Below are 18,619 nucleotides of genomic sequence, written 5' to 3'. Positions count from 1 at the left end.
GCCCGCCATGATCCAGCTGCGCATCGTCCCCGTGACCCCCTTCGAGCAGAACTGCAGCATCGTGTGGTGCGACAAGACGATGCGGGGGGCGGTCGTCGATCCGGGCGGCGACCTGGAGCGCATCCGCGCCATGGCCGACAAGCTGGGGGTAACGATCGAGAAGCTGCTGATCACGCACGGCCATATCGACCATGCCGGTGGCACGGCGAAGCTCGCGCGCGAGCTGGGCGTGCCGGTCGAGGGGCCGCAGGAGGAAGACCGCTTCTGGATCGCCGGCATGCCGCAACAGAGCAAGATGTTCGGCTTTCCGGACGTCGAGTCCTTCGAGCCGGACCGCTGGCTGCACGACGGCGACACCGTGACTGTCGGCGAGGAGACGCTGCGCGTGATCCATACGCCCGGCCACACGCCCGGCCACGTCGTGTTCTTCCATGCCGACGCGCGGCTCGCGATCGTCGGTGACGTGCTGTTCGCGGGCTCGATCGGCCGCACGGACTTCCCCAAGGGCGACCAGGCGACGCTGATCCACTCGATCCGCGAGAAGCTCTTCCCGCTCGGCGACGACATCACCTTCGTGCCGGGCCACGGCCCGACCTCGACTTTCGGCGACGAGCGCAAGAACAACCCCTACGTCGGCGACTACGCGTAAGAGCCTGGACGACCGGGGCGAAGGGCGGGAGTTCACCCGCCCTTCGCCCCGACTACCGCTATGGGAGCGGCTTCAGCCGCGAATCGGCCGGCGGTGCCTGCTCATGCGCCGATTCGCGGCTGAAGCCGCTCCCACTGAGGGGCGGACGCCGGTTCTAGCCGCGCTGCTTCAGCGCGTCACGGATCTCGCGCAGCAGCTTGACGTCTTCCGGTTCGGGTGCGGGCTCGGGCGGCGGTGCCGGCGGCTCGGCGCGCTTGAGACGGTTCATGGCCTTGATGGCGACGAAGATCGCGAAGGCGATGATGATGAAGTCGATGGTCGTATTGATGAAGGCGCCGTACTTCACCAGCGGCGCGCCGGCCTTTTCCGCCGCTTCCATCGTTTCGAAGGTCTTGTCGCCGAGGTTGACGTAGAGGTGCTTGAAATCGACGCCGCCGAGCATGCGGCCGACGATGGGCATGATCACGTCCTTGACCAGCGAATCGACGATCTTGCCGAAGGCGCCGCCGATGACCACGCCGACCGCCAGGTCGACGACGTTGCCGCGCATGGCGAACTCTTTGAACTCGCGCAGGAAACTCATTCTCGATAACCTCCCCGGGTGGTGGAATTGCGACGGTTCGGCCCGCTGGCCGTGCCGATGCGGCTAGTGTGCCATCTTTTGTGGCTGTCGCGCGCAGGCCGCGATTTTCATCCGGGATAGTCGCGTGTGCTGCGCGATGCCTTACATGCGCGCGCGGAACACGGGCAGGCGCCAGCCGAAGCGCATCGCCGAGAGGCGGATGCCGAGCACGACCGAGCCGGCGATGAGGGCCGCCCAGGCATGCGCGACCTCGAATTCGGACAGCGCGACCAGCAGCAGCGCGCCGGCCCAGGACGCGGTGGCATAGAGTTCGCCACTGAACACCAGCGGCACCTCGTTGCATAGCACGTCGCGCACGATACCGCCGAAGGCGCCGGTGACGACGCCCATCAGGCTGGCGACGAGCCAGGGGGCGTCGAGGGCGAGCGCGGCCTGGGTGCCGCTCACCGTGAACAGCGCGAGGCCGATCGCGTCGGGCAGCAGGAACAGGCGTGCGGGCAGGCGCGTCACGCGCGCCAGCGCGAAGGCCGCAAGGCCCGCGAGTAGGGCGGTGACGAGGTAGCTCTGGTCGGCGATCCAGAAAACCTGGCGGTCGAGCAGCATGTCGCGCAGCGAGCCGCCGCCAAGCGCCGCCGCGAGGGCGACGACGATCATGCCGAAGAGGTCGAAGCGTTTGTTGCCGGCTTCCAGCACGCCTGCGGCGGCCTGCGCGGCGACACCGGCGAGGCCGATGCCATAAACGAGGGTGTCGATGGGACGCATCGGGCGAGCATAGCATTGCAGTGCCGCAAATCGCATCGGGCACGCGCAGCGTGCAAGGCACGGCCGGCTTGGCATAATCGCGCTTTGCCCCAGCCGCGGCAGCCCCTCCTGCCGGGAAACGCATGTCCTTTTCACCACCAGACACCAGCTCGCCGCGGCATCGATGACTACAGTAACCCTGATCCAGGTGTTCGCGAGCGGCGTCGCGACCGGCTGCGTGTACGGATTGGTCGCGCTGTCCTTCGTGCTGATCTACAAGGCGACCGGCGCGGTGAGCTTCATGCAGGGCGAGCTCCTCATGCTCGGGGCCTTCGTGGTGCTGGCCTTGCACGAAGCGGCCGGGCTGCCGCTCGGCGCCGCGGTCACGCTCGGGGTCGCCGCGCTGGCGGCCTGCGGGGCGCTGCTCGAACGCACGGTGCTGCGCCGCACGCTGGGGCCGGCGCACCTGACGGCGCTGCTGTTGACCTTCGGGCTGGGGATGGTGATGCGTGGCACGGTCGGCGCGGTGCCCGCGGCCAGCCACGCGATGCATCGCCTGCCGCTGCCTTTCGCCGGCGCGAGCGTGCGACTGGGCGGCGCGACGCTGGCGGCCGAGCACCTCGTCGTGATCGCCGCGACGGCGCTGCTCGCCGGTGCGCTGACGCTGTTCTTCCGCCGTACGCGCGCGGGCCTGGCTTTGCGCGCGTGTTCGGAGAACGCCGGCGTCGCCGCGCTGATGGGGGTGTCGGTGGCCGGGATGCACACGCTGGCGTGGGCGCTCGGCGCCGGGCTCGCCGCGGTCGCCGGGGTGCTGCTGGCGCCGGTCACCTTCATCCATCCGAACATGGGGCTGGTGGCGCTGAAGGCGTTTCCCGCCGCGGTGCTGGGCGGCATGACGAGCCTGCCGGGGGCGCTCGCGGGCGGGGTGTTCATTGGCGTGGTCGAGGCGCTCGCGGGGCTGGCGCTGCCCGAAGGGATGAAGGACGTCGTGCCCTACCTGCTGATGCTGGCGGTGCTGCTGCTGTTCCCGGGCGGCTTCGCGGCCGGCCTGCGGGGGCGGCCGTGAGTCGGGGGGCGGGCGGCATGGACGGCGCGCATGGCTCCCCGAGCCGGCCCGGGTTCGCGGCGTGGGCCGTGATCATGGCGCTTGCCGCCCTCGCAGTGTGGGTGCTGGGCGTGGACTATGCGCTTGCGCAGGCAGCCTTCGTGGCGACGTGGGCGATTGCCGGGCTGGGGGTGGTCCTCGTCGTGGGGCAGTGCGGCCAGGTTTCGCTGGGGCAGGGCGCGCTGCTCGGGCTGGGGGCGTACGCGCAGGCGGTGTTCGCGTTGCGCGGGGTGCCGGCGCAGCTGTCCTTGCCGCTTGCGATCGCCCTCGGCGCGGGTGGCGGGTGGCTGGCGAGCCTGCCGGCGCGGCGCTTGGGCGGGCTGTATTTCGCGATGAGCACGCTGGCCTTCGCGCTGGTGGTCGAGGAGGCGCTGGTGCGCTGGGAGTCGCTGACCCGCGGCGCGGCGGGCCTCGCGGTGCCGCCGCTGGCGTTGGGCGGATGGGTGGCGGAGACGCCGCTCGCCCAGGCGCTGGTCGCTTGCGTGGCGCTGGCGCTGGCGTGGCTGGCCTGCCGGCGCTGGGCGGCGTCGCGGCTGGGGCGGGCGTGGCGTGCGGTGCGCGAGGACGAGATCGCGGCGGCGGCGGCCGGCATCGACGTCGCGCGCGCCAAGACGCTCGCCTTCGTGCTGGGCGGCGGGCTATCCGGGCTGGGCGGCGCGCTGTATGCGCACTGGATCGGGTTCGTGAGCCCGGAGCAGTTCGGGCTGATGCTGTCGTTCGAGCTGCTGATGCTGGCCTTCATCGGTGGCGCCCGGCACTTGTCCGGCGCGCTGTGGGGCGCGCTGGTGGTCGTCGCCCTGCCGCAGGGGGTGTCGCTCGCGGTCGAGCGCCTGCCGCCGGGGCTGGCGGGGGCCGCGGGGATCGAGATGGCCTTGTTCGGTGCCGTGCTGGTGATCCTGGTGTTGCTGCGCCCGGGCGGCCTGGCCGGTTCGCGTTGAGCGGCCGGGGCCTTCCGGCGCAGCGCCCGTGCAGCCGTTCACTGGCGGACGACGCGCGCTGGCGTTAGCATTTGCTTACATTCCAGCCGCCGCGTGAGGCTTGCAAGCATGTTTGATGTTCGGGGCAGGCGTCGTCCTGCGTCAGCGAGTCTTGCCCCGCAGATGGCCTGCGGGCGGACACGGGCGGGATCGAGGCGGCGATGATCGATCCGTGGGCGTTCGTACGCAGGCGGCGCCCGCTGCTGGTCGGCCTGCTCGTCTTCGTCGTGACGGCGCTCGTTGCAGGCGTGCTGATCGCGCATTTCGAGCGTCAACGCATCCAGGTCCGCCGCGCCGAGGTGGCCGACGAGCTGTTCGACAAGGCGCAGGATCTGCGCAGCAACGTCGAGCATGCGCTGGCAGTGACCTACGCGCTCGCGGCGCTGGTGCGTCAGGGGGGCGGCAGCATCCCGAATTTCGACACCCTGGCCGAGCAGATGCTGCCTTTCTATCAGGGCGCTTCCGCACTCGCCCTGGCGCCGGGCGGCGTGGTGCGGCAGATCGTGCCGCTGGCCGAGAACAGCGGTGTGATCGGACACGACCTGCTGGCCGATCCGGCGCGCAACCGTGAGGCCTTTCTTGCCCGCGATACCGGCAAGCTGACGCTGGCCGGACCCTTTCCCTTGCGCCAGGGCGGCGTCGGCGCAGTCGGGCGCCTGCCGGTGTACCTGCCGGACGAGAGCGGGCGTCAGGCGTTCTGGGGCTTTGTCGCGGTCGTGATCCGTTTCCCTGACGTGCTGGAGACGGCCTTGTTGCCGTCGGTCGAGAAATACCGCTTCGACTACGAGTTGTGGCGCACCCATCCGGACACGGGGGCGCGGCAGGTCATCGCCGCCTCTTCCGACCGCCCGCTGGAGCAGCCGGTGGAGCATGACGTCGTGGTTCCCAATGGCGTGTGGACGTTGGGCGTGGTGCCCGTCGACGGGTGGGGCGACGATTCGCCGCTTCCGTTCGAACTCGCCGCGGCGGCGCTGCTGTGCTCCGCGCTGGCTTGGCTGGCGATGAGCCTGATGCAACTGCGCGAGCACCGCCGCGCCTTGCAGGGCGTGGTGGCCGAGCGGACGGCGGAACTGACGGCGCGCGAGGCGCGGTTGGCGGCCCTGATCACGTCCTTGCCCGACAAGATGCTGCTGATCGACGCCGACAGGCGGATCACGGAGTGCCATGCGCCGGAACCGGCGCTGCTTGCCGCCCCCGTCGATCAGCTGCTCGGACGCCCCTATGCGGAGACGGTCCCGCCCGAGGTCGCGGCGAAGTTCGATGCGACCATCGACGCGATCGCGGCAGACGGCGTGCCGCGGCAGACCGAATATGCGCTGGAACTGGCCGACGGCGTGCATCACTTCAGCGCCTCGATCAGCCGGCTGGCCGGCGCCGAGGGCTCCGGCGGGTACATCGCGCTGGCGCGCGACATCTCCGAGCGGGTGCGCATGGAGCGGGCCTTGGCCGAGAGCGAGATGCGCTATCGGGCCTTGTTCGCCAACAGCCGGGTGGTGATGCTGGTGATCGATCCGGCGACCGGCGCCATCGTCGACGCGAACGACAAGGCCTGTGCGTATTACGGCTACGGGCACGCGGTACTGACGCGCATGTCGATCTCCGACATCAACGTGCTGTCGCGCGAGGAGGTGCTGCAGGAGATGGCACGGGCGCGGGCGCGCGCGGCGGACTTCTTCCAGTTCCGTCACCGCCTCGCGAGTGGAGAGGTGCGCGATGTGGAGGTGGCGAGCGGCCCGATCGAAATCGAGGGCCGCAGCCTGCTGTATTCGATCGTGCAGGACGTCACCGAGCGGCGCCGCTACGAGAAGCTCATGCGCGAGGCGATGGTCGTGTTCAATGCGTCGAGCCAGGCGATCATGACGACCGACGCCGACGGCGTGATCACGTCGGTGAACCCGGCTTTCTGTGCGATCACCGGCTATGCGCCCGAGGAAGTGATCGGCCATCGCTCGTCGATGTTCAAGTCCGGCCGCCACGACCAGGCCTTCTTCGAGTCGATGTGGTCGCGCCTCGCGGAGGCGGGCGCCTGGGAAGGCGAGATCTGGAATCGCCGCAAGAATGGCGAAACCTATCCGCAATGGCTCACCATCACCTCCGTGCGCGATGCCGACGGCAAGGTTTCAGAGTACGTCTCCCTGTTCAGCGACATCACCGAGCGCAAGCAGCAGGAGGAGGCGATGTGGCGACAGGCGAACTACGACCCGCTGACCGGGCTGGCGAACCGCAGCCTGCTGCAGGACCGCCTGGAGCGCGCCCTCGCGCAGGGGCGGCGGCACGGCAGCAAGGTCGGGCTGGTCTTCCTCGACCTCGACGGCTTCAAGTGGATCAACGATTCGCTCGGTCACGATGTCGGCGACCAGTTGCTGATCGACGTGGCGAACCGCCTGCAGCGTTGCGTGCGCAATCAGGACACGGTCGCGCGCCTGGGGGGTGACGAGTTCACGGTCGTCGTGAACGACCTGCACGACCAGCGCGACCTGGAGGATCTCCGCGCCATCTCGGAGAAGCTCGTCGCGGTGCTGCGCGAGCCCTTCCAGCTGCGCAACGCGCCGCATTACATCTCGGGCAGCGTCGGCATCACGGTGTTTCCCGACGACGGCGATGACGTGCAGAGCCTGCTGCGCAACGCCGACATCGCGATGTACAAGGCGAAGCAGGCGGGGAAGAACCGCGCCCAGTTCTATGCGCCGCACATGCAGGCCGACGCGCTGGCGCGCATCCAGCTGGAAACGGACCTGCGGACCGCCCTCGAGCAGGAGCAGTTCGTGCTGCATTACCAGCCCATCGTCGCGGCGACGAGCGGGCGGGTGGTCGGCGCCGAGGCGCTGATCCGCTGGAACCACCCGCGCCGCGGCATGGTTGCGCCCGGCGAGTTCATCCAGGTGGCGGAAGACTGCGGCCTGATCGTGCCCATCGGGGAATGGGCGTTGCGCGAGGCGGTGCGACAGTCGTGCGCCTGGCGCGAGGCGGGGCAGTCGCCGCTGCGCATCGCGGTCAACGTCTCGGGGGTGCAGTTCCGCGAACCCGGCCTGCCCGAGATCGTGCGCACGCTGTTGCCCGAAGGCGAAGGCCGGGCGCAATTGATGCTCGAGATCACCGAGTCCGTGCTGATGGACGGCAGCGAGGAGGCCGAATCGCGCATGCGCGAGATCAGGGACTACGGCATCGCCTATGCGCTGGACGACTTCGGCACGGGCTTCTCCTCGCTGTCCTACCTCAAGCGTTTCCCGGTCGATGTGGTGAAGATCGACCGCAGCTTCGTGCGGGATTGCCCCGACGACCACAGCGACGCGAGCCTCGTCGAGGCGATCATCAACATGGCGCACAGCCTGGACCTGAGCGTCACCGCCGAAGGCGTGGAGTCGGTGGAGCAGCGCGATTTCCTGCGGGATCTGGGCTGCGATTTCCTGCAGGGCTACCTCATCGGGAAACCGCTCTCGCCCCTCGAGTTCGCCGCCTTCGCGCGCGCCAATGCCCCCTTCGTGCAGGATGCCGCGTTCGCGGGCTGAGGGCGGTGCATGGCGCCGAGGCAGCGGCTTCGCGGATAATCGCGGGGTGGCGCCGCAGGGGCGCCGGGAGCCTTCATGAATCTCTTCCATCGCCTCTTCTGCGCGCTGGGCATCGCCGCCGCGTCCGCCGCCGCCGCGCAGGCGCCGGGTGTCAGCGAGCGCGAGATCGTCGTCGGCAGCATCCAGGACCTGTCGGGGCCGATCGCGCTGCTGGGCGTGCCGGTGCGCGACGGCATGCAGATGCGCTTCGACGACGCCAACGCCGCCGGCGGTGTGCATGGGCGCAAGCTGCGCCTGGTCGTCGAGGATGCCGGCTACGACCCGAAGAAGGGCGTGCTCGCCGCGCGCAAGCTCGTCCAGCGCGACCGCGTCTTCGCCTTCCTCGCCAACCTCGGCACGCCGGTGGTGATGGCGACCATGCCGCCGATCGTGGACGCCGGCCGGCCGCATCTCTTCCCCTTCTCGCCGCACGAATCGACTTACGCGCCGCGCCACCCGCTGAAGTTCCAGATGTTCGCGCCCTACCAGGACTACATGGACGCGGCGACGCGCCACATGGTGCAGACGCACGGTTACCGCAAGACCTGTCTGCTGTACCAGGACGACGACTACGGCCTGGAGGTGATGAAGGGCGTCGAGGCGGGCCTGGCGAAGCTGCAGCGGCCGCTCGCCGAGAAGACCAGCTACAAGCGCGGCGCGACCGACTTTTCCAGCCAGGTCGCGCGCCTGCGCGGCGCGGGTTGCGATTTCGTGGTGCTGGCGACGGTCGTGCGCGAGACCGTCGCGGCCGTGTCCGAGGCGCGCCGCACCGGCTGGAACGTCGACATGCTGGTGACCGCGTCGGGCTATTCGGCGCAGACGCACGAGCTCGGTGGCAAGGCGGTCGAGGGGCTGTACGGCGTCACCGTGCTGCCGCACCCCTATGAGGCGGGCGCGAACGGCCAGCTCGCCGACTGGATCCGCCGCTATCGCGAGCGCTTCGGCGTTGCGCCCAACGTGTGGAGCGCGATGGGCTACACGGTCGCGGACCTCTTCGTGAAGGCCGCGGACAAGGTCGGGCGCGATCTCACCGTCGAGCGCTTCACCGCGGCGCTGGAGACGCTGCATACCCCGCGCGACTTCTTCGGCGGCCCGGAGTATCGTTTCAGTCGCGACGAGCACCTCGGCAACCGCCACGGCCGCATCGCGCAGATCCGGGATGGCCGCTGGGCGATCCTGACCGACTACCTGAAGTGAGAATCCCTCCCCGATGAGCCCCGCCGTCCCGCAGACCGTCGCCGTCGCCTTCACCGGCGCCTCGGGCATGCCCTACGGGCTGCGTCTCGTCGAATGCGTGCTCGCGGCCGGCTGCAAGGTGTGGCTGCTGTATTCGCAGGTCGCGCAGATCGTCGCGCGCCAGGAGATGAACCTCGAGCTACCCTCGCGCCCGGCCGAGGTCGAGGCGCAGCTCGCCGCGCGCTTCGGGGCCGCGGAAGGGCAGCTGCGCGTGTTCGGCCGCGAGGAATGGTTCGCGCCGCTCGCCTCCGGCTCCAACCCCGCCGACGCGATGGTGGTGTGTCCGTGCACCATGGGCACGCTCGCTGCGATCGCCGCCGGACTGTCGCAGAACCTCATCGAGCGCGCCGCCGACGTCGCCATCAAGGAAGGGCGCAAGCTCGTGCTGGTGCCGCGCGAGACGCCCTTCTCGGCGATCCACCTCGAGAACATGCTCAAGCTCGCGCGCCTGGGCGTCGTGATCCTGCCGCCCAGCCCGGGCTTCTACAACCACCCGCAGACGGTCGGCGAGATGGTCGACTTCGTCGTCGCACGCGTGCTCGACCAGATCCGCGTGCCGCACCGCCTGATGCAGCGCTGGGGCGAGACGGAAGGGGAGGACGCGTGATGGAGCATGCGGACCTGCTGCCCCTCTTTCCGCTGCAGACGGTGCTCTTCCCCGGCGCGCTGCTGCCGCTGCACGTGTTCGAGGCGCGCTACATGGACCTCGCGACGCGCTGCCTGAAGGAAGGCACGGTGTTCGGCGTGAACCTGATCGCGGAAGGCCACGAGGTCGGCGCTCCGGCCCGGCCCTACGAGGTCGGCGTGAGCGCGCGCATCGTCGAATGGGACGTCGCCAGACCCGGCACGCTGGATATCGTCACGCGCGGCGAACGCCGCTACCGTGTCCTGCGCTCCGAGCACGGCGCCAACGGCCTGCTGCTCGGCGAGGTGGAATGGCTCGCCGAGGCGCCGCACCGGGCCATTCCCGACAATTGCCAGCCCCTGGTCGAGCTGCTGCGCGCGATCGTCGACGACGCGGGCCGCGCGCGCCTGCCCGAGCCGCACGATTTCGGCGACGCCGGCTGGGTCGGCCTGCGCTTCGCGGAGGTGCTGCCGATCCCGGCGCAGGCCAAGCAGGCCCTGCTGGAACTGGACGACCCGCTCGACCGGCTCGAGATCATCCGCCAGTTCCTCGACCAGCGCGGGCTGCTCGGGGAGCGCATGGCGAAGTCCGGCAAAGGTGGCTGAAGCCCAACCCCCCCTGCGTCCCTGTGGGAGCGGCTTTAGCCGCGAATTGGCGCCCGTTCGCGGCTGAAGCCGCTCCCACGGAACCGAACTCGCAAGCTCAACCCGCCCCGCGCGGGCTCAACAGATCACCACCGGATCCCGCGAGCTTCGCAAGGATGCGGCGCACGGGGGTGGGCAGGCCGGCGTCGGCGAGGCTGTTGAGCGCGAGCCAGCGGTGGTCGGCGTCCGCCGCCATGCGCCCGTGGCCGTCGACTTCGAGCAGCAGCGGCGTGATCTCCAGGCGGAAATGCGTGAAGACGTGATTCAGCGGCGGCAGCGGGCGTTTCGCCTGCGCCGCGAGGCCGTAGCGCGTTTCGACCCAGAGCGCGGGGTCGGTCTCGTCACCGGGAATCTCCGGCAGCGCCAGCAAGCCCCCCCAGATGCCGGTCGGCGGCCGCCGTTCGAGCAGCACCGTCCCGTCGGCCACGATCACCGCGACCCGCGCATGGCGCTGCGGCACGGCCTTCTTCGGGCGCGCCGCGGGCAGTTCGGCGACGCGCTCTTCGCGCAGCGCGACGCAGATATCCGCCATCGGGCAGCGTCCGCAGGCGGGTTTGCCGCGCGTGCACAGCGTCGCGCCAAGGTCCATCTGCGCCTGGATGTAGGTGCCGATTCCGGTGTGCGGCAGCAGCTCCTCCGCCAGCGCCCACAGGCGCTGTTCGACCGCGCGTTCGCCCGGAAAACCGTCGATGCCGAATACGCGGCACAGCACGCGCTTGACGTTGCCGTCGAGGATCGCAGCGCGCTCGTCGAAGGCGAAGGCGGCGATCGCCGCGGCGGTCGAGCGGCCGATGCCCGGCAGCTCGGCGATCTCGGCGGCGCTGCGCGGAAACCCGCCGCCGTGCCGTGCGACGACCACCTGTGCCGCCTTGTGCAGGTTGCGCGCACGGGCGTAGTAGCCCAGCCCGCTCCACAGCGCGAGCACGTCATCGACGGGGGCCGCGGCGAGGCTGGCGACGTCCGGGAAGCGCGCGAGGAAGCGCGCGTAGTAAGGGATCACCGTGTCGACCTGGGTCTGCTGCAGCATGATCTCCGACAGCCAGATGCGGTACGGGTCGCGCGTGTTCTGCCACGGCAGGTCGTGCCGCCCGTGCCCGCCGTGCCACGCGATCAGCCGCGTCGCGAAGTCGCCATTCCTCGTCGTCCGTTCCATTCCTTGCCTTGTTCCATTCGGTTCATGCCCGCGCCGCGTTGCCCTGCGCGGTGTGCGCAGCGATAATCGCCGGTTCCATCCCATTTTCGCGCCTGCTCCGTGCGGGGCAAGCGCCGATCACAAGAACCGACCATGTCCCAGCCGCCCGTCACCCATCAGGATTTCACCCGCGCGTTCCGCGACGCCCTCGGCATGTTCGCGACCGGCATCGCCGTCGTCACGACGCGCGCCCCCAGCGGCGAGGCGATCGGCCTGACGGTCAATTCCTTCAACTCCGTGTCGCTCGACCCGCCGCTCATCGTCTGGAGCCTGTCGCGCAATCTCGCCAGCCTGCCGGTGTTCGAAGCCTGCGAATACTACGCGGTGAACGTGCTCGCGGAGGATCAGCAGCACCTGTCGCAGCTTTTCGCGACGCGCTCGGACGACAAGTTCGCCGGGCTCGACATCGACGACGGCCTGTACGGCGTGCCGCTGCTGAAGAACTGCTGCGCGCGCTTCGAATGCCGCAACACTGCGCGCCACGATGGCGGCGACCATCTCGTGTTCCTCTCCGAAGTCGTGCGTTTCGACCGCGAGGACCGCGCGCCGCTGGTGTACCATGGCGGAGCCTATCGCCGCCTCGCCGCGGGCTGACGTCCCGACCTGTTCTCCGGGCGGCGCGCGGGGGCGGGCGAACTATACTGTGTTGAGAGCCGGCGTACGACCGGCGACGCCGTTCCCGCAGCGGAGCGGTCCCGACCCCCAACCGCCACGATCGCCTGCGACCGGATGCTCGATCAGCCGTCTTCCGTTCCGTCCGCCGTTCCCGAATCCCCGATCGACGCCGAGCTCGCGGCCTTCATCACGACGGCGGGCGTGTCGATCAGCGTCGGCTCGTCCGGTGCGGGGCTGCTGCCCAGCATCACGCGCGGCATTGGCTGCCGCGTCGCCACGGACCAGCGGCGCGTGAGCGTGTTCGTCGTGGCCGAGCAGTCGCGCGAAGTCCTCGACGACGTGCGCGACACGCGGCGCATCGCCGCGGTGTTCAGCCAGCCGTGCAACCATCGCACGCTGCAGCTCAAGGGCCGCGATGCGGTCGTCGAGGCGCTCGAGGCGGGCGACCGCGAGCGCATCGAGCGCTACCGCGGGGCCTTCTCCGCCGAACTCGGGGCGATCGGTTTCGGCCCGCTGTTCACGCACGCGCTGATCGACAGCGGCGGGGGCGAGATCGTCGCGATCGCCTTCACACCCTGCGCGGCCTTCGACCAGACGCCCGGCCCGCGCGCCGGCGAGCCGCTCGCGCACGCGAAATGACGCCGCGGCTCGACGCGATCCGCGAATGCCTGGAAGGCGCGGTGCCGGGCATCATGGCGACCTGCGCGGCCGACGGCACGCCCAACGTCGCCTACCTGTCGCAGACCGAGTATGTCGACGGCCAGCACATCGCGCTGTCCTACCAGTTCTTCAACACCACGCGCCGCAACATCCTCGCGAACCCCGAGGCGCGCCTGATCGTCACGCATCCGCACACCGGCGAACGCTTCCGCCTGCGCCTGCGCTACCTGCGCACCGAAACCGCGGGGCCGCTGTTCGAGCGCATGAAGGCCAAGCTCGCCGGCATCGCATCGCACACCGGCATGAGCGGCGTGTTCCGCCTGCTCGGTTCGGACATCTATCGCGTTTCCGCGATAGAGCGCATCCCCGGCGCCGCGCTCGCGCCGCCGCCCCCCCGCGCGAGCCTGCTCGCCGCGCTGCGGGCCGTGTCGGCGCGCATCGCCGGCTGTCGCGAGCTGGACCTGCTGTTCAGCGACACGCTCGACGGGCTGGAGGCGCAGTTCGACATCCGCCACGCGATGGTGCTCCTGCTCGACGGGGCGGGCACGCGCCTGTACACGATCGCGAGCCGCGGCTACGAGGCCTCCGGCGTCGGCTCCGAGATCCCGCTCGGCCAGGGGGTGATCGGCGTCGCCGCACGCGAAGGCACGCCGATCCGCATCGGCTATGCGACGCTCGAATACGCCTACGGCCGCGCGATCCGCGCCGCGGCGGAGGCGAACGGGCTCGCGGCCGCGTTGGAAACCGAGATTCCGCTGCCCGGGCTCGCCGACTCCGCCAGCCAGCTCGCGGTGCCGATCCGCGCCGCCGGGCGCCTGCTCGGCGTGCTCTACGTCGAGAGTCCGCACAACCTGCGTTTCGGCTACGACGACGAGGATGCGCTCGTCGCGCTCGCCGGCCAGCTCGGCGCGACCATGCTGTCGTTGCAGCAGGCGAGCGAGCTCCAGGAGGAGGTGGTCGTGCCCGAGCCGCCCCCGCAGCCCTCCGAAGGCCGCCCGGTGCTCGTGCGCCACTACGCCGAGGACGACAGCGTCTTCCTCGATGACGACTACCTCATCAAGGGCGTGGCCGGCTCGATCTTCTGGGCGCTGGTGCGCGACCACGTCGAATCCGGCCGCAGCACCTTTAGTAACCGCGAGCTGCGCCTCGACCCGCGCATCCGCCTGCCGGACCTCTCCGACAACCTCGAGGCGCGCCTGATCCTCCTGCGTCGCCGCCTCAACGAGCGGCAGGCCTGCGTGCGCCTGGAAAAGGCCGGTCGCGGGCGCCTGCTGCTTACCGCGTGGCGTCCGCTGACCCTCGTCGAGGTCGGGCAGGGCGGCGCGCGCCCCGACAGCGCGTGCTGCTGAGCCGGCTTCCTAAATCTTCCCTCAGCGAATCCTAAGAGTCCCTTAAGCCCCGTACACGGCAGGCTTCGCACGCCTAGAGTGCCTCCAGACGGTCCCGTTCGGACCGCCAGACATCTGGAGGCGACACATGCATCACAGCGACCAAGCCCCGTCCCCGCTCGCGCTGCTGGAGACGATGATGCTGATCCGGGCCTACGAGGAAGCCCTCGTCGGCATCGCCGCGGGCGGCAACGCGCCCGGCACCTGCACCTCGGTCGGCCAGGAGGCCGCCGCCGCGGGCGTCGTGCGCGCGCTCGCGCCGCAGGACCGCATCCTCACCAACCACCGTAGCGCCGGCCACCTCCTCGCGCGCGGCGCCGATCCGGGGCGCATGATCGCCGAGGTGCTCGGCAAGCGCACCGGCTACTGCAAGGGCAAGAGCGGCTCGCTGCACATCTCCGCGGCCGAGCTGGGGGTAGTGCTCACCTCCACCATCGTCGGCGGCGAACTCTCGCTCGCGCCGGGCGTGGCGCTCGCGCGCACGATGACGCCCGGCGACGACGGCATCGTCGCGACCTTCTTCGGCGACGGCGCCGCCTGCGAAGGCGTGTTCCACGAATCGCTCAACCTCGCCGTGGTGTGGAAGCTGCCCATCCTCTACGTGTGCGAGAACAACGAATGGCAGGCCTTCGTGCATCGGCGCGAGACCATGCCGATGGCGCACGTGCGCGACTGGGCCGCCGCGCACGGTCTCGTCGCCGAAACCGTGGACGGCAACGACGCCGAAGCCGTGCACGCCGCGGCGGCACGCCTGGTCGCGCGCATCCGCGAAACCGGCGAACCGGCCTTCCTCGAGACGCTCACCTACCGCACGCGCGGCCACTACGAGCCCGACGACCAGTTCTACGTCGACCGCGCCGAACTCGCGGCGTGGCAGGCGCGCGACCCGATCGAACTGCTCGCCAAGCGCCTGCGCGCCGCCGGCCGCCTCGACGACGCGCGCCTCGCGCAGATCCGCGCGCGCGTCGCCGCCGTGATCGACGAGGCCGTCGCCTTCGCGAACGCCTCGCCCTGGCCCGAAACCGCCGAACTCTTCACCGACGTCTACGCCTGAGGAACCCGCCATGCCCCGGATCACCGTCAATGAAGCGATTGCCCAGGCGATCGCCGAGGAAATGCGCCGCGACCCCGCCGTGCTGATGTTCGGCGAAGGCGTCGCGACCAAGCGCGGCGAGCTCGTCGCCGAATTCGGCACTGCACGCGTGCGCAACACCCCGCTCGCCGAAGGCATCATCGCCGGCACCGCCGCGGGCGCTGCGGCGAGCGGGCTGCGCCCCGTCGTCGACCTGCTGTTCGCGCCCTTCCTGTGCTTCGCAATGGACGAGATCGTCAACAGCGCCGGCAAGCTGCGCTACATGTCGGGCGGCCAGTTCAAGTTCCCGATGGTCGTGCTGGCGCAGAGCGGCGCCGGCTGGACGGTCGGTGCGCAGCACAACCACAACCTCGAGGCCTGGTTCGTGCACAGCCCCGGGCTCAAGGTCGTGATGCCGTCCTCGCCGGCCGATTTCAAGGGCCTCCTGAAGGCCGCGATCCGCGACGACAACCCGGTTTTGTTTTTCATGGATCTCGCGCTCGGCTTCCAGGCCGGCGAGGTGCCCGCAGGCGAGCACGTCGTGCCGCTGGGCCGCGCCGCGACGCTGCGTGAAGGGCGTGACGTCACGCTCGTGAGCTACGCGAAGACCGTGCACCACTGCGTCGCCGCCGCCGAGATGCTGGCCGGGCAGGGCATCTCCGCCGAGGTCATCGACCTGCGCTCGCTCAAGCCCCTCGACGAGGCCGCGATCCTCGCCTCGGTGCGCCGCACCGGCCGCATCGTCGTCGTGCATGAGGCGAGCCGCCTGTGCGGCGTCGGCGCCGAAGTCGCCGCGCTGGTCGCCGAACACGCCTTCGACGCGCTGAAGGCGCCGATCCGTCGCCTCACCGGCCCGGACACCCCCGCGCCCTCGTCGTGGCCGCTCGAGCAGGCCTTCGTGCCGCAGGCCGACGCGATCGCCGCGGCGGCGCGCGAACTGGTCGGCGCGCGCGTCTGCGCCTGAGGGCGCGACCGCCCTCCGGAGTCTTCCTAAAACAATGCTAAGGGCGCGCCGCGCGAGGCGCTCCCGCCCCAACGAGAGGATCGTCATGAATACCCAGCTTGCCCGTCTCGTCCTGTCCCTGCTCGCGGGCCTCGCGGCCCATCCGGCGTCGGCCGGGGACGACCGCGCCGTCGATCGCGGCCGTTACCTCGTCTCGATCGCCGGCTGCAACGACTGCCATACCGACGGCTACATCGAGACCGACGGCAAGGTGCCCGAGTCGCGCTGGCTCACCGGCTCCGCCGTCGGCTTCAGCGGCCCGTGGGGCGTGAGCTATCCCGCCAACCTGCGGCTTGTCGCCGCGAAGCTCGACGAGCCCGGCTGGCTCGCGCGCGTGCGCCAGGGTGGTCTGCCGCCGATGCCGTGGCCGTCGCTGCGCGCGATGAGCGAGGCCGACCTGGTCGCGATCTACCGCTACCTGCGCCACCTCGGCGCGGCCGGCGAGCCCGCGCCGCAGGCGGTCGCACCGGGGCAGCCGATCGCGACGCCGCACTTCGTGTTCGTCCCGCAGCCGCCGCAGCCGCTCAAGACCGGGGCGCTCGCGCGCTGAGGGGGGCGCCTATTCCTTTCTGCGTATCAATGGTCCATGATGAACCGCGGCCGGCCGAGCAGTCGGCCGCACGACATCCTCCATTCGAGAAAGGATAGTAGAACATGAATTTCCGCTCTCTCATCCCCACACTGCCCGCAACCCTCCTCATCGCCGCCTGCAGCAACCTCGGCCTCGGCGGACCGATCACCGCCGAAGCGCCCCTGGCCCCGACCAAGGGCAATGCGGCCGCCGGTACCGTCAAGTTCACCGAGGTCGATGGCGGCGTGCTCATCGACGCCCACGTCACCGGCCTCGCCCCGGGCAAGCACGGCTTCCACATCCACGAGAAGGGGGACTGCTCCGCGCCCGACGCCACCAGCGCCGGCGGCCACTTCAACCCGACCGGCAAGCCGCACGGTGACCCGGCGAAAGGCGACCGCCACCTCGGCGACATGCCGATGCTGGTCGCCGATGCGAACGGCAACGCAAAGCTGGGCACGATCCTCGAAGGACTCACGATCAGCGGCAAGGGGAGCGGCAACATCGTCGGTCGCGGCGTGATCGTGCACGCCGCCCCCGACGACTTCACGACGCAGCCGACCGGCAATTCCGGCGCACGGGTCGCTTGCGGCGTGATCGCGCGCCTGAAGTAGGCGAAGAGCGGGCCGAAAATGACGAAGGGCCCGGCAGACGCTGGGCCCTTCCTGGGGAATCTGGAGCGGGCGATGGGAATCGAACCCACGGCTCTAGCTTGGGAAGCTAGGGTATTACCATTATACGACGCCCGCTCGGCGGCCCGCTTTGCGTCGGGCAGGGCGCCATTCTAATGACTGGCGCAGTGCGACGCAATGCGTGGGCGGGGTGGTACCGCAGGCCGTGGTAAGATTTTCGTTCGATGCTTCAGACAGTTTCCCCATGATCCAGCTCATCATCAACGGCCAGCCGGAACGCCTCGAACAGGCGTTGACCGTGCATGCCCTGCTCGAGGCGCGCCAGCTCGCCGGCAAGCGGCTGGCGGTCGAGCGCAACGGCGAGATCGTCCCGAAGGGCCGGCATGCCGAAACCCTGCTCGCGGACGGCGACCGGCTCGAGATAGTCGTCGCAGTCGGCGGCGGCTGAGTGCTGTTCCCCGGCGTTGACGCCGATTCTCTTCCAACCCCGAATCCCCGCAGGTCGAACATGAACGACTCCCTGGTCATCGCCGGCAAGTCCTACGGCTCCCGCCTCCTCGTCGGCACCGGCAAGTACAAGGATTTCGACGAGACGCGCGCGGCGATCGACGCGAGCGGCGCCGAGATCGTCACCGTCGCGATCCGCCGCACCAACATCGGCCAGAACCCCGGCGAGCCCAACCTGCTCGACGTGCTGCCGCCGGAGAAATTCACGATCCTGCCCAACACCGCCGGCTGCTACACGGCCGACGACGCGGTGCGCACCCTGCGCCTCGCGCGCGAGTTGCTCGACGGCCACGCGCTGGTGAAGCTCGAGGTGCTGGGCGACCCGAAGACGCTGTTCCCGAATATGCCCGAAACGCTCAAGGCCGCCGAGGTCCTCGTGAAGGACGGCTTCGACGTGATGGTGTACTGCGCCGACGACCCCATCCAGGCGAAGATGCTCGAGGACATGGGCTGCGCCGCGGTGATGCCGCTCGCGTCGCTGATCGGCTCCGGCATGGGCATCCTGAATCCGTGGAACCTGCGCCTCATCATCGACCAGGCCAATGTGCCCGTGCTCGTCGATGCCGGCGTCGGCACCGCCTCGGACGCCGCGATCGCGATGGAGCTCGGCTGCGACGGCGTGCTGATGAACACCGCGATCGCGCACGCGCAGAACCCCGTGCTGATGGCCAGCGCGATGAAGAAGGCGGTCGAGTGCGGCCGCGAAGCCTTCCTCGCCGGCCGCATGCCGCGCAAGTTCTATACCGCCGACCCGAGCTCGCCGACGAGCGGCCTGATCGGCTCGTAAGCCGCATCGCAGCGGCGCGCCCGCCGCGGGCCGCTGCGATCTCCGCATTCCCATTTCCGTTCCGCCTGCGCGGCGCGACCGCTT

Annotated in this window: 19 protein-coding genes and 1 tRNA gene; 16 read left to right on the top strand and 4 right to left on the bottom strand. The window is 70.2% G+C overall.

What is annotated here, in order from left to right; all coding sequences use genetic code 11:
- The first annotated feature begins 7 nt into the window (after nucleotides 1–7).
- Complete coding sequence (locus GO615_RS01425; RefSeq protein ID WP_169125261.1) at nucleotides 8–649, top strand: MBL fold metallo-hydrolase; 642 nt, start codon at nucleotides 8–10, stop codon at nucleotides 647–649.
- Nucleotides 650–803: 154 nt separating this feature from the next.
- Here the strand turns inward: GO615_RS01425 and mscL are convergent, their stop codons facing one another.
- Both mscL and GO615_RS01415 read right to left on the bottom strand, forming a co-directional pair.
- Nucleotides 804–1,232 carry a large conductance mechanosensitive channel protein MscL gene (mscL, locus tag GO615_RS01420; RefSeq protein WP_169125260.1) on the bottom strand — a complete coding sequence of 143 codons (429 nt, stop codon included), beginning with the start codon at nucleotides 1,230–1,232 and terminating at the stop codon, nucleotides 804–806.
- A 141-nt stretch (nucleotides 1,233–1,373) separates the two neighbouring features.
- On the bottom strand, nucleotides 1,374–1,994 hold the full coding sequence (locus GO615_RS01415; RefSeq protein WP_169125259.1) for a trimeric intracellular cation channel family protein: 621 nt from the start codon (nucleotides 1,992–1,994) through the stop codon (nucleotides 1,374–1,376).
- A 163-nt stretch (nucleotides 1,995–2,157) separates the two neighbouring features.
- On the opposite strand from GO615_RS01415, the gene GO615_RS01410 reads away from it, so the two are divergent.
- The 6 genes from GO615_RS01410 (at nucleotide 2,158) to GO615_RS01385 (ending at nucleotide 10,069) form a co-directional block, all read left to right on the top strand.
- Entirely contained in the window at nucleotides 2,158–3,039 is an 882-nt protein-coding gene (locus GO615_RS01410) for a branched-chain amino acid ABC transporter permease (RefSeq protein WP_169125258.1), read from the top strand.
- 74 nt (nucleotides 3,040–3,113) lie between these two features.
- Nucleotides 3,114–4,016, top strand: a complete 903-nt coding sequence (locus GO615_RS01405; RefSeq protein ID WP_211166905.1) for a branched-chain amino acid ABC transporter permease — start codon at nucleotides 3,114–3,116, stop codon at nucleotides 4,014–4,016.
- Between the two features lie 200 nt (nucleotides 4,017–4,216).
- The gene (locus GO615_RS01400; protein WP_169125257.1) at nucleotides 4,217–7,564 is read left to right on the top strand and encodes a bifunctional diguanylate cyclase/phosphodiesterase; all 3,348 of its coding nucleotides are present in this window, start codon (nucleotides 4,217–4,219) and stop codon (nucleotides 7,562–7,564) included.
- 75 nt (nucleotides 7,565–7,639) lie between these two features.
- The gene (locus GO615_RS01395) at nucleotides 7,640–8,800 is read left to right on the top strand and encodes an ABC transporter substrate-binding protein (protein ID WP_169125256.1); all 1,161 of its coding nucleotides are present in this window, start codon (nucleotides 7,640–7,642) and stop codon (nucleotides 8,798–8,800) included.
- A 13-nt stretch (nucleotides 8,801–8,813) separates the two neighbouring features.
- The gene (locus GO615_RS01390) at nucleotides 8,814–9,446 is read left to right on the top strand and encodes a flavin prenyltransferase UbiX (RefSeq protein WP_169125255.1); all 633 of its coding nucleotides are present in this window, start codon (nucleotides 8,814–8,816) and stop codon (nucleotides 9,444–9,446) included.
- Nucleotides 9,446–10,069, top strand: coding sequence for an LON peptidase substrate-binding domain-containing protein (locus GO615_RS01385; RefSeq protein ID WP_169125254.1), 624 nt, complete (start codon nucleotides 9,446–9,448; stop codon nucleotides 10,067–10,069). Before GO615_RS01390 ends, GO615_RS01385 begins: the two co-directional genes overlap by 1 nt.
- Before the next feature lie 97 nt (nucleotides 10,070–10,166).
- On the opposite strand, the gene mutY is transcribed toward GO615_RS01385, so the two are convergent.
- The gene (gene mutY / locus GO615_RS01380; RefSeq protein ID WP_169125253.1) at nucleotides 10,167–11,261 is read right to left on the bottom strand and encodes an A/G-specific adenine glycosylase; all 1,095 of its coding nucleotides are present in this window, start codon (nucleotides 11,259–11,261) and stop codon (nucleotides 10,167–10,169) included.
- A gap of 132 nt (nucleotides 11,262–11,393) precedes the next feature.
- Between mutY and GO615_RS01375 the strand changes: the two genes are divergently transcribed.
- The 7 genes from GO615_RS01375 to GO615_RS01345 all read left to right on the top strand — a co-directional run bounded on the left by GO615_RS01375 (nucleotide 11,394) and on the right by GO615_RS01345 (nucleotide 17,223).
- Nucleotides 11,394–11,894, top strand: a complete 501-nt coding sequence (locus GO615_RS01375) for a flavin reductase family protein (protein ID WP_169125252.1) — start codon at nucleotides 11,394–11,396, stop codon at nucleotides 11,892–11,894.
- A 135-nt stretch (nucleotides 11,895–12,029) separates the two neighbouring features.
- Nucleotides 12,030–12,554 (top strand): hypothetical protein, encoded by a 525-nt coding sequence (locus GO615_RS01370; protein WP_169125251.1) that lies wholly within the window; start codon nucleotides 12,030–12,032, stop codon nucleotides 12,552–12,554.
- Nucleotides 12,551–13,924, top strand: a complete 1,374-nt coding sequence (locus GO615_RS01365; RefSeq protein WP_169125250.1) for a GAF domain-containing protein — start codon at nucleotides 12,551–12,553, stop codon at nucleotides 13,922–13,924. The genes GO615_RS01370 and GO615_RS01365 overlap by 4 nt, the downstream gene beginning before the upstream one ends.
- Nucleotides 13,925–14,051: 127 nt before the next feature.
- Nucleotides 14,052–15,017 carry a thiamine pyrophosphate-dependent dehydrogenase E1 component subunit alpha gene (locus GO615_RS01360; RefSeq protein WP_169125249.1) on the top strand — a complete coding sequence of 322 codons (966 nt, stop codon included), beginning with the start codon at nucleotides 14,052–14,054 and terminating at the stop codon, nucleotides 15,015–15,017.
- A 10-nt stretch (nucleotides 15,018–15,027) separates the two neighbouring features.
- The gene (locus GO615_RS01355) at nucleotides 15,028–15,999 is read left to right on the top strand and encodes an alpha-ketoacid dehydrogenase subunit beta (protein WP_169125248.1); all 972 of its coding nucleotides are present in this window, start codon (nucleotides 15,028–15,030) and stop codon (nucleotides 15,997–15,999) included.
- An 85-nt stretch (nucleotides 16,000–16,084) separates the two neighbouring features.
- A complete protein-coding gene (locus tag GO615_RS01350; protein WP_169125247.1) occupies nucleotides 16,085–16,588 on the top strand; it encodes a cytochrome C in 504 nt (167 codons plus the stop codon).
- Nucleotides 16,589–16,692: 104 nt separating this feature from the next.
- Entirely contained in the window at nucleotides 16,693–17,223 is a 531-nt protein-coding gene (locus GO615_RS01345) for a superoxide dismutase family protein (RefSeq protein WP_169125246.1), read from the top strand.
- Between the two features lie 61 nt (nucleotides 17,224–17,284).
- Here the strand turns inward: GO615_RS01345 and GO615_RS01340 are convergent.
- Nucleotides 17,285–17,358: transfer RNA gene (locus GO615_RS01340), tRNA-Gly, on the bottom strand.
- A gap of 127 nt (nucleotides 17,359–17,485) precedes the next feature.
- On the opposite strand from GO615_RS01340, the gene thiS reads away from it, so the two are divergent.
- A complete protein-coding gene (gene thiS / locus GO615_RS01335; RefSeq protein ID WP_169125245.1) occupies nucleotides 17,486–17,689 on the top strand; it encodes a sulfur carrier protein ThiS in 204 nt (67 codons plus the stop codon).
- Nucleotides 17,690–17,749: 60 nt separating this feature from the next.
- Entirely contained in the window at nucleotides 17,750–18,535 is a 786-nt protein-coding gene (locus GO615_RS01330) for a thiazole synthase (protein ID WP_169125244.1), read from the top strand.
- Nucleotides 18,536–18,619: the final 84 nt, after the last annotated feature.

Source organism: Aromatoleum evansii, from assembly GCF_012910805.1.
Classification (GTDB): domain Bacteria; phylum Pseudomonadota; class Gammaproteobacteria; order Burkholderiales; family Rhodocyclaceae; genus Aromatoleum; species Aromatoleum evansii.
Note: the sequence above shows the minus strand (reverse complement) of the source record. Positions and strands in the feature narration are given on the sequence as shown.

Coding starts and splice junctions, on each gene's coding strand:
- mutY (WP_169125253.1), bottom strand. CDS start 11,261: ATGGAACGGACGACGAGGAATGGCGACTTCGCGACGCGGCTGATCGCG.
- GO615_RS01425 (WP_169125261.1), top strand. CDS start 8: ATGATCCAGCTGCGCATCGTCCCCGTGACCCCCTTCGAGCAGAACTGC.
- GO615_RS01410 (WP_169125258.1), top strand. CDS start 2,158: ATGACTACAGTAACCCTGATCCAGGTGTTCGCGAGCGGCGTCGCGACC.
- GO615_RS01390 (WP_169125255.1), top strand. CDS start 8,814: ATGAGCCCCGCCGTCCCGCAGACCGTCGCCGTCGCCTTCACCGGCGCC.
- GO615_RS01330 (WP_169125244.1), top strand. CDS start 17,750: ATGAACGACTCCCTGGTCATCGCCGGCAAGTCCTACGGCTCCCGCCTC.
- GO615_RS01405 (WP_211166905.1), top strand. CDS start 3,114: ATGGCGCTTGCCGCCCTCGCAGTGTGGGTGCTGGGCGTGGACTATGCG.
- mscL (WP_169125260.1), bottom strand. CDS start 1,232: ATGAGTTTCCTGCGCGAGTTCAAAGAGTTCGCCATGCGCGGCAACGTC.
- GO615_RS01345 (WP_169125246.1), top strand. CDS start 16,693: ATGAATTTCCGCTCTCTCATCCCCACACTGCCCGCAACCCTCCTCATC.
- thiS (WP_169125245.1), top strand. CDS start 17,486: ATGATCCAGCTCATCATCAACGGCCAGCCGGAACGCCTCGAACAGGCG.
- GO615_RS01365 (WP_169125250.1), top strand. CDS start 12,551: ATGACGCCGCGGCTCGACGCGATCCGCGAATGCCTGGAAGGCGCGGTG.
- GO615_RS01360 (WP_169125249.1), top strand. CDS start 14,052: ATGCATCACAGCGACCAAGCCCCGTCCCCGCTCGCGCTGCTGGAGACG.
- GO615_RS01350 (WP_169125247.1), top strand. CDS start 16,085: ATGAATACCCAGCTTGCCCGTCTCGTCCTGTCCCTGCTCGCGGGCCTC.
- GO615_RS01400 (WP_169125257.1), top strand. CDS start 4,217: ATGATCGATCCGTGGGCGTTCGTACGCAGGCGGCGCCCGCTGCTGGTC.
- GO615_RS01375 (WP_169125252.1), top strand. CDS start 11,394: ATGTCCCAGCCGCCCGTCACCCATCAGGATTTCACCCGCGCGTTCCGC.
- GO615_RS01355 (WP_169125248.1), top strand. CDS start 15,028: ATGCCCCGGATCACCGTCAATGAAGCGATTGCCCAGGCGATCGCCGAG.
- GO615_RS01370 (WP_169125251.1), top strand. CDS start 12,030: ATGCTCGATCAGCCGTCTTCCGTTCCGTCCGCCGTTCCCGAATCCCCG.
- GO615_RS01385 (WP_169125254.1), top strand. CDS start 9,446: ATGGAGCATGCGGACCTGCTGCCCCTCTTTCCGCTGCAGACGGTGCTC.
- GO615_RS01395 (WP_169125256.1), top strand. CDS start 7,640: ATGAATCTCTTCCATCGCCTCTTCTGCGCGCTGGGCATCGCCGCCGCG.
- GO615_RS01415 (WP_169125259.1), bottom strand. CDS start 1,994: ATGCGTCCCATCGACACCCTCGTTTATGGCATCGGCCTCGCCGGTGTC.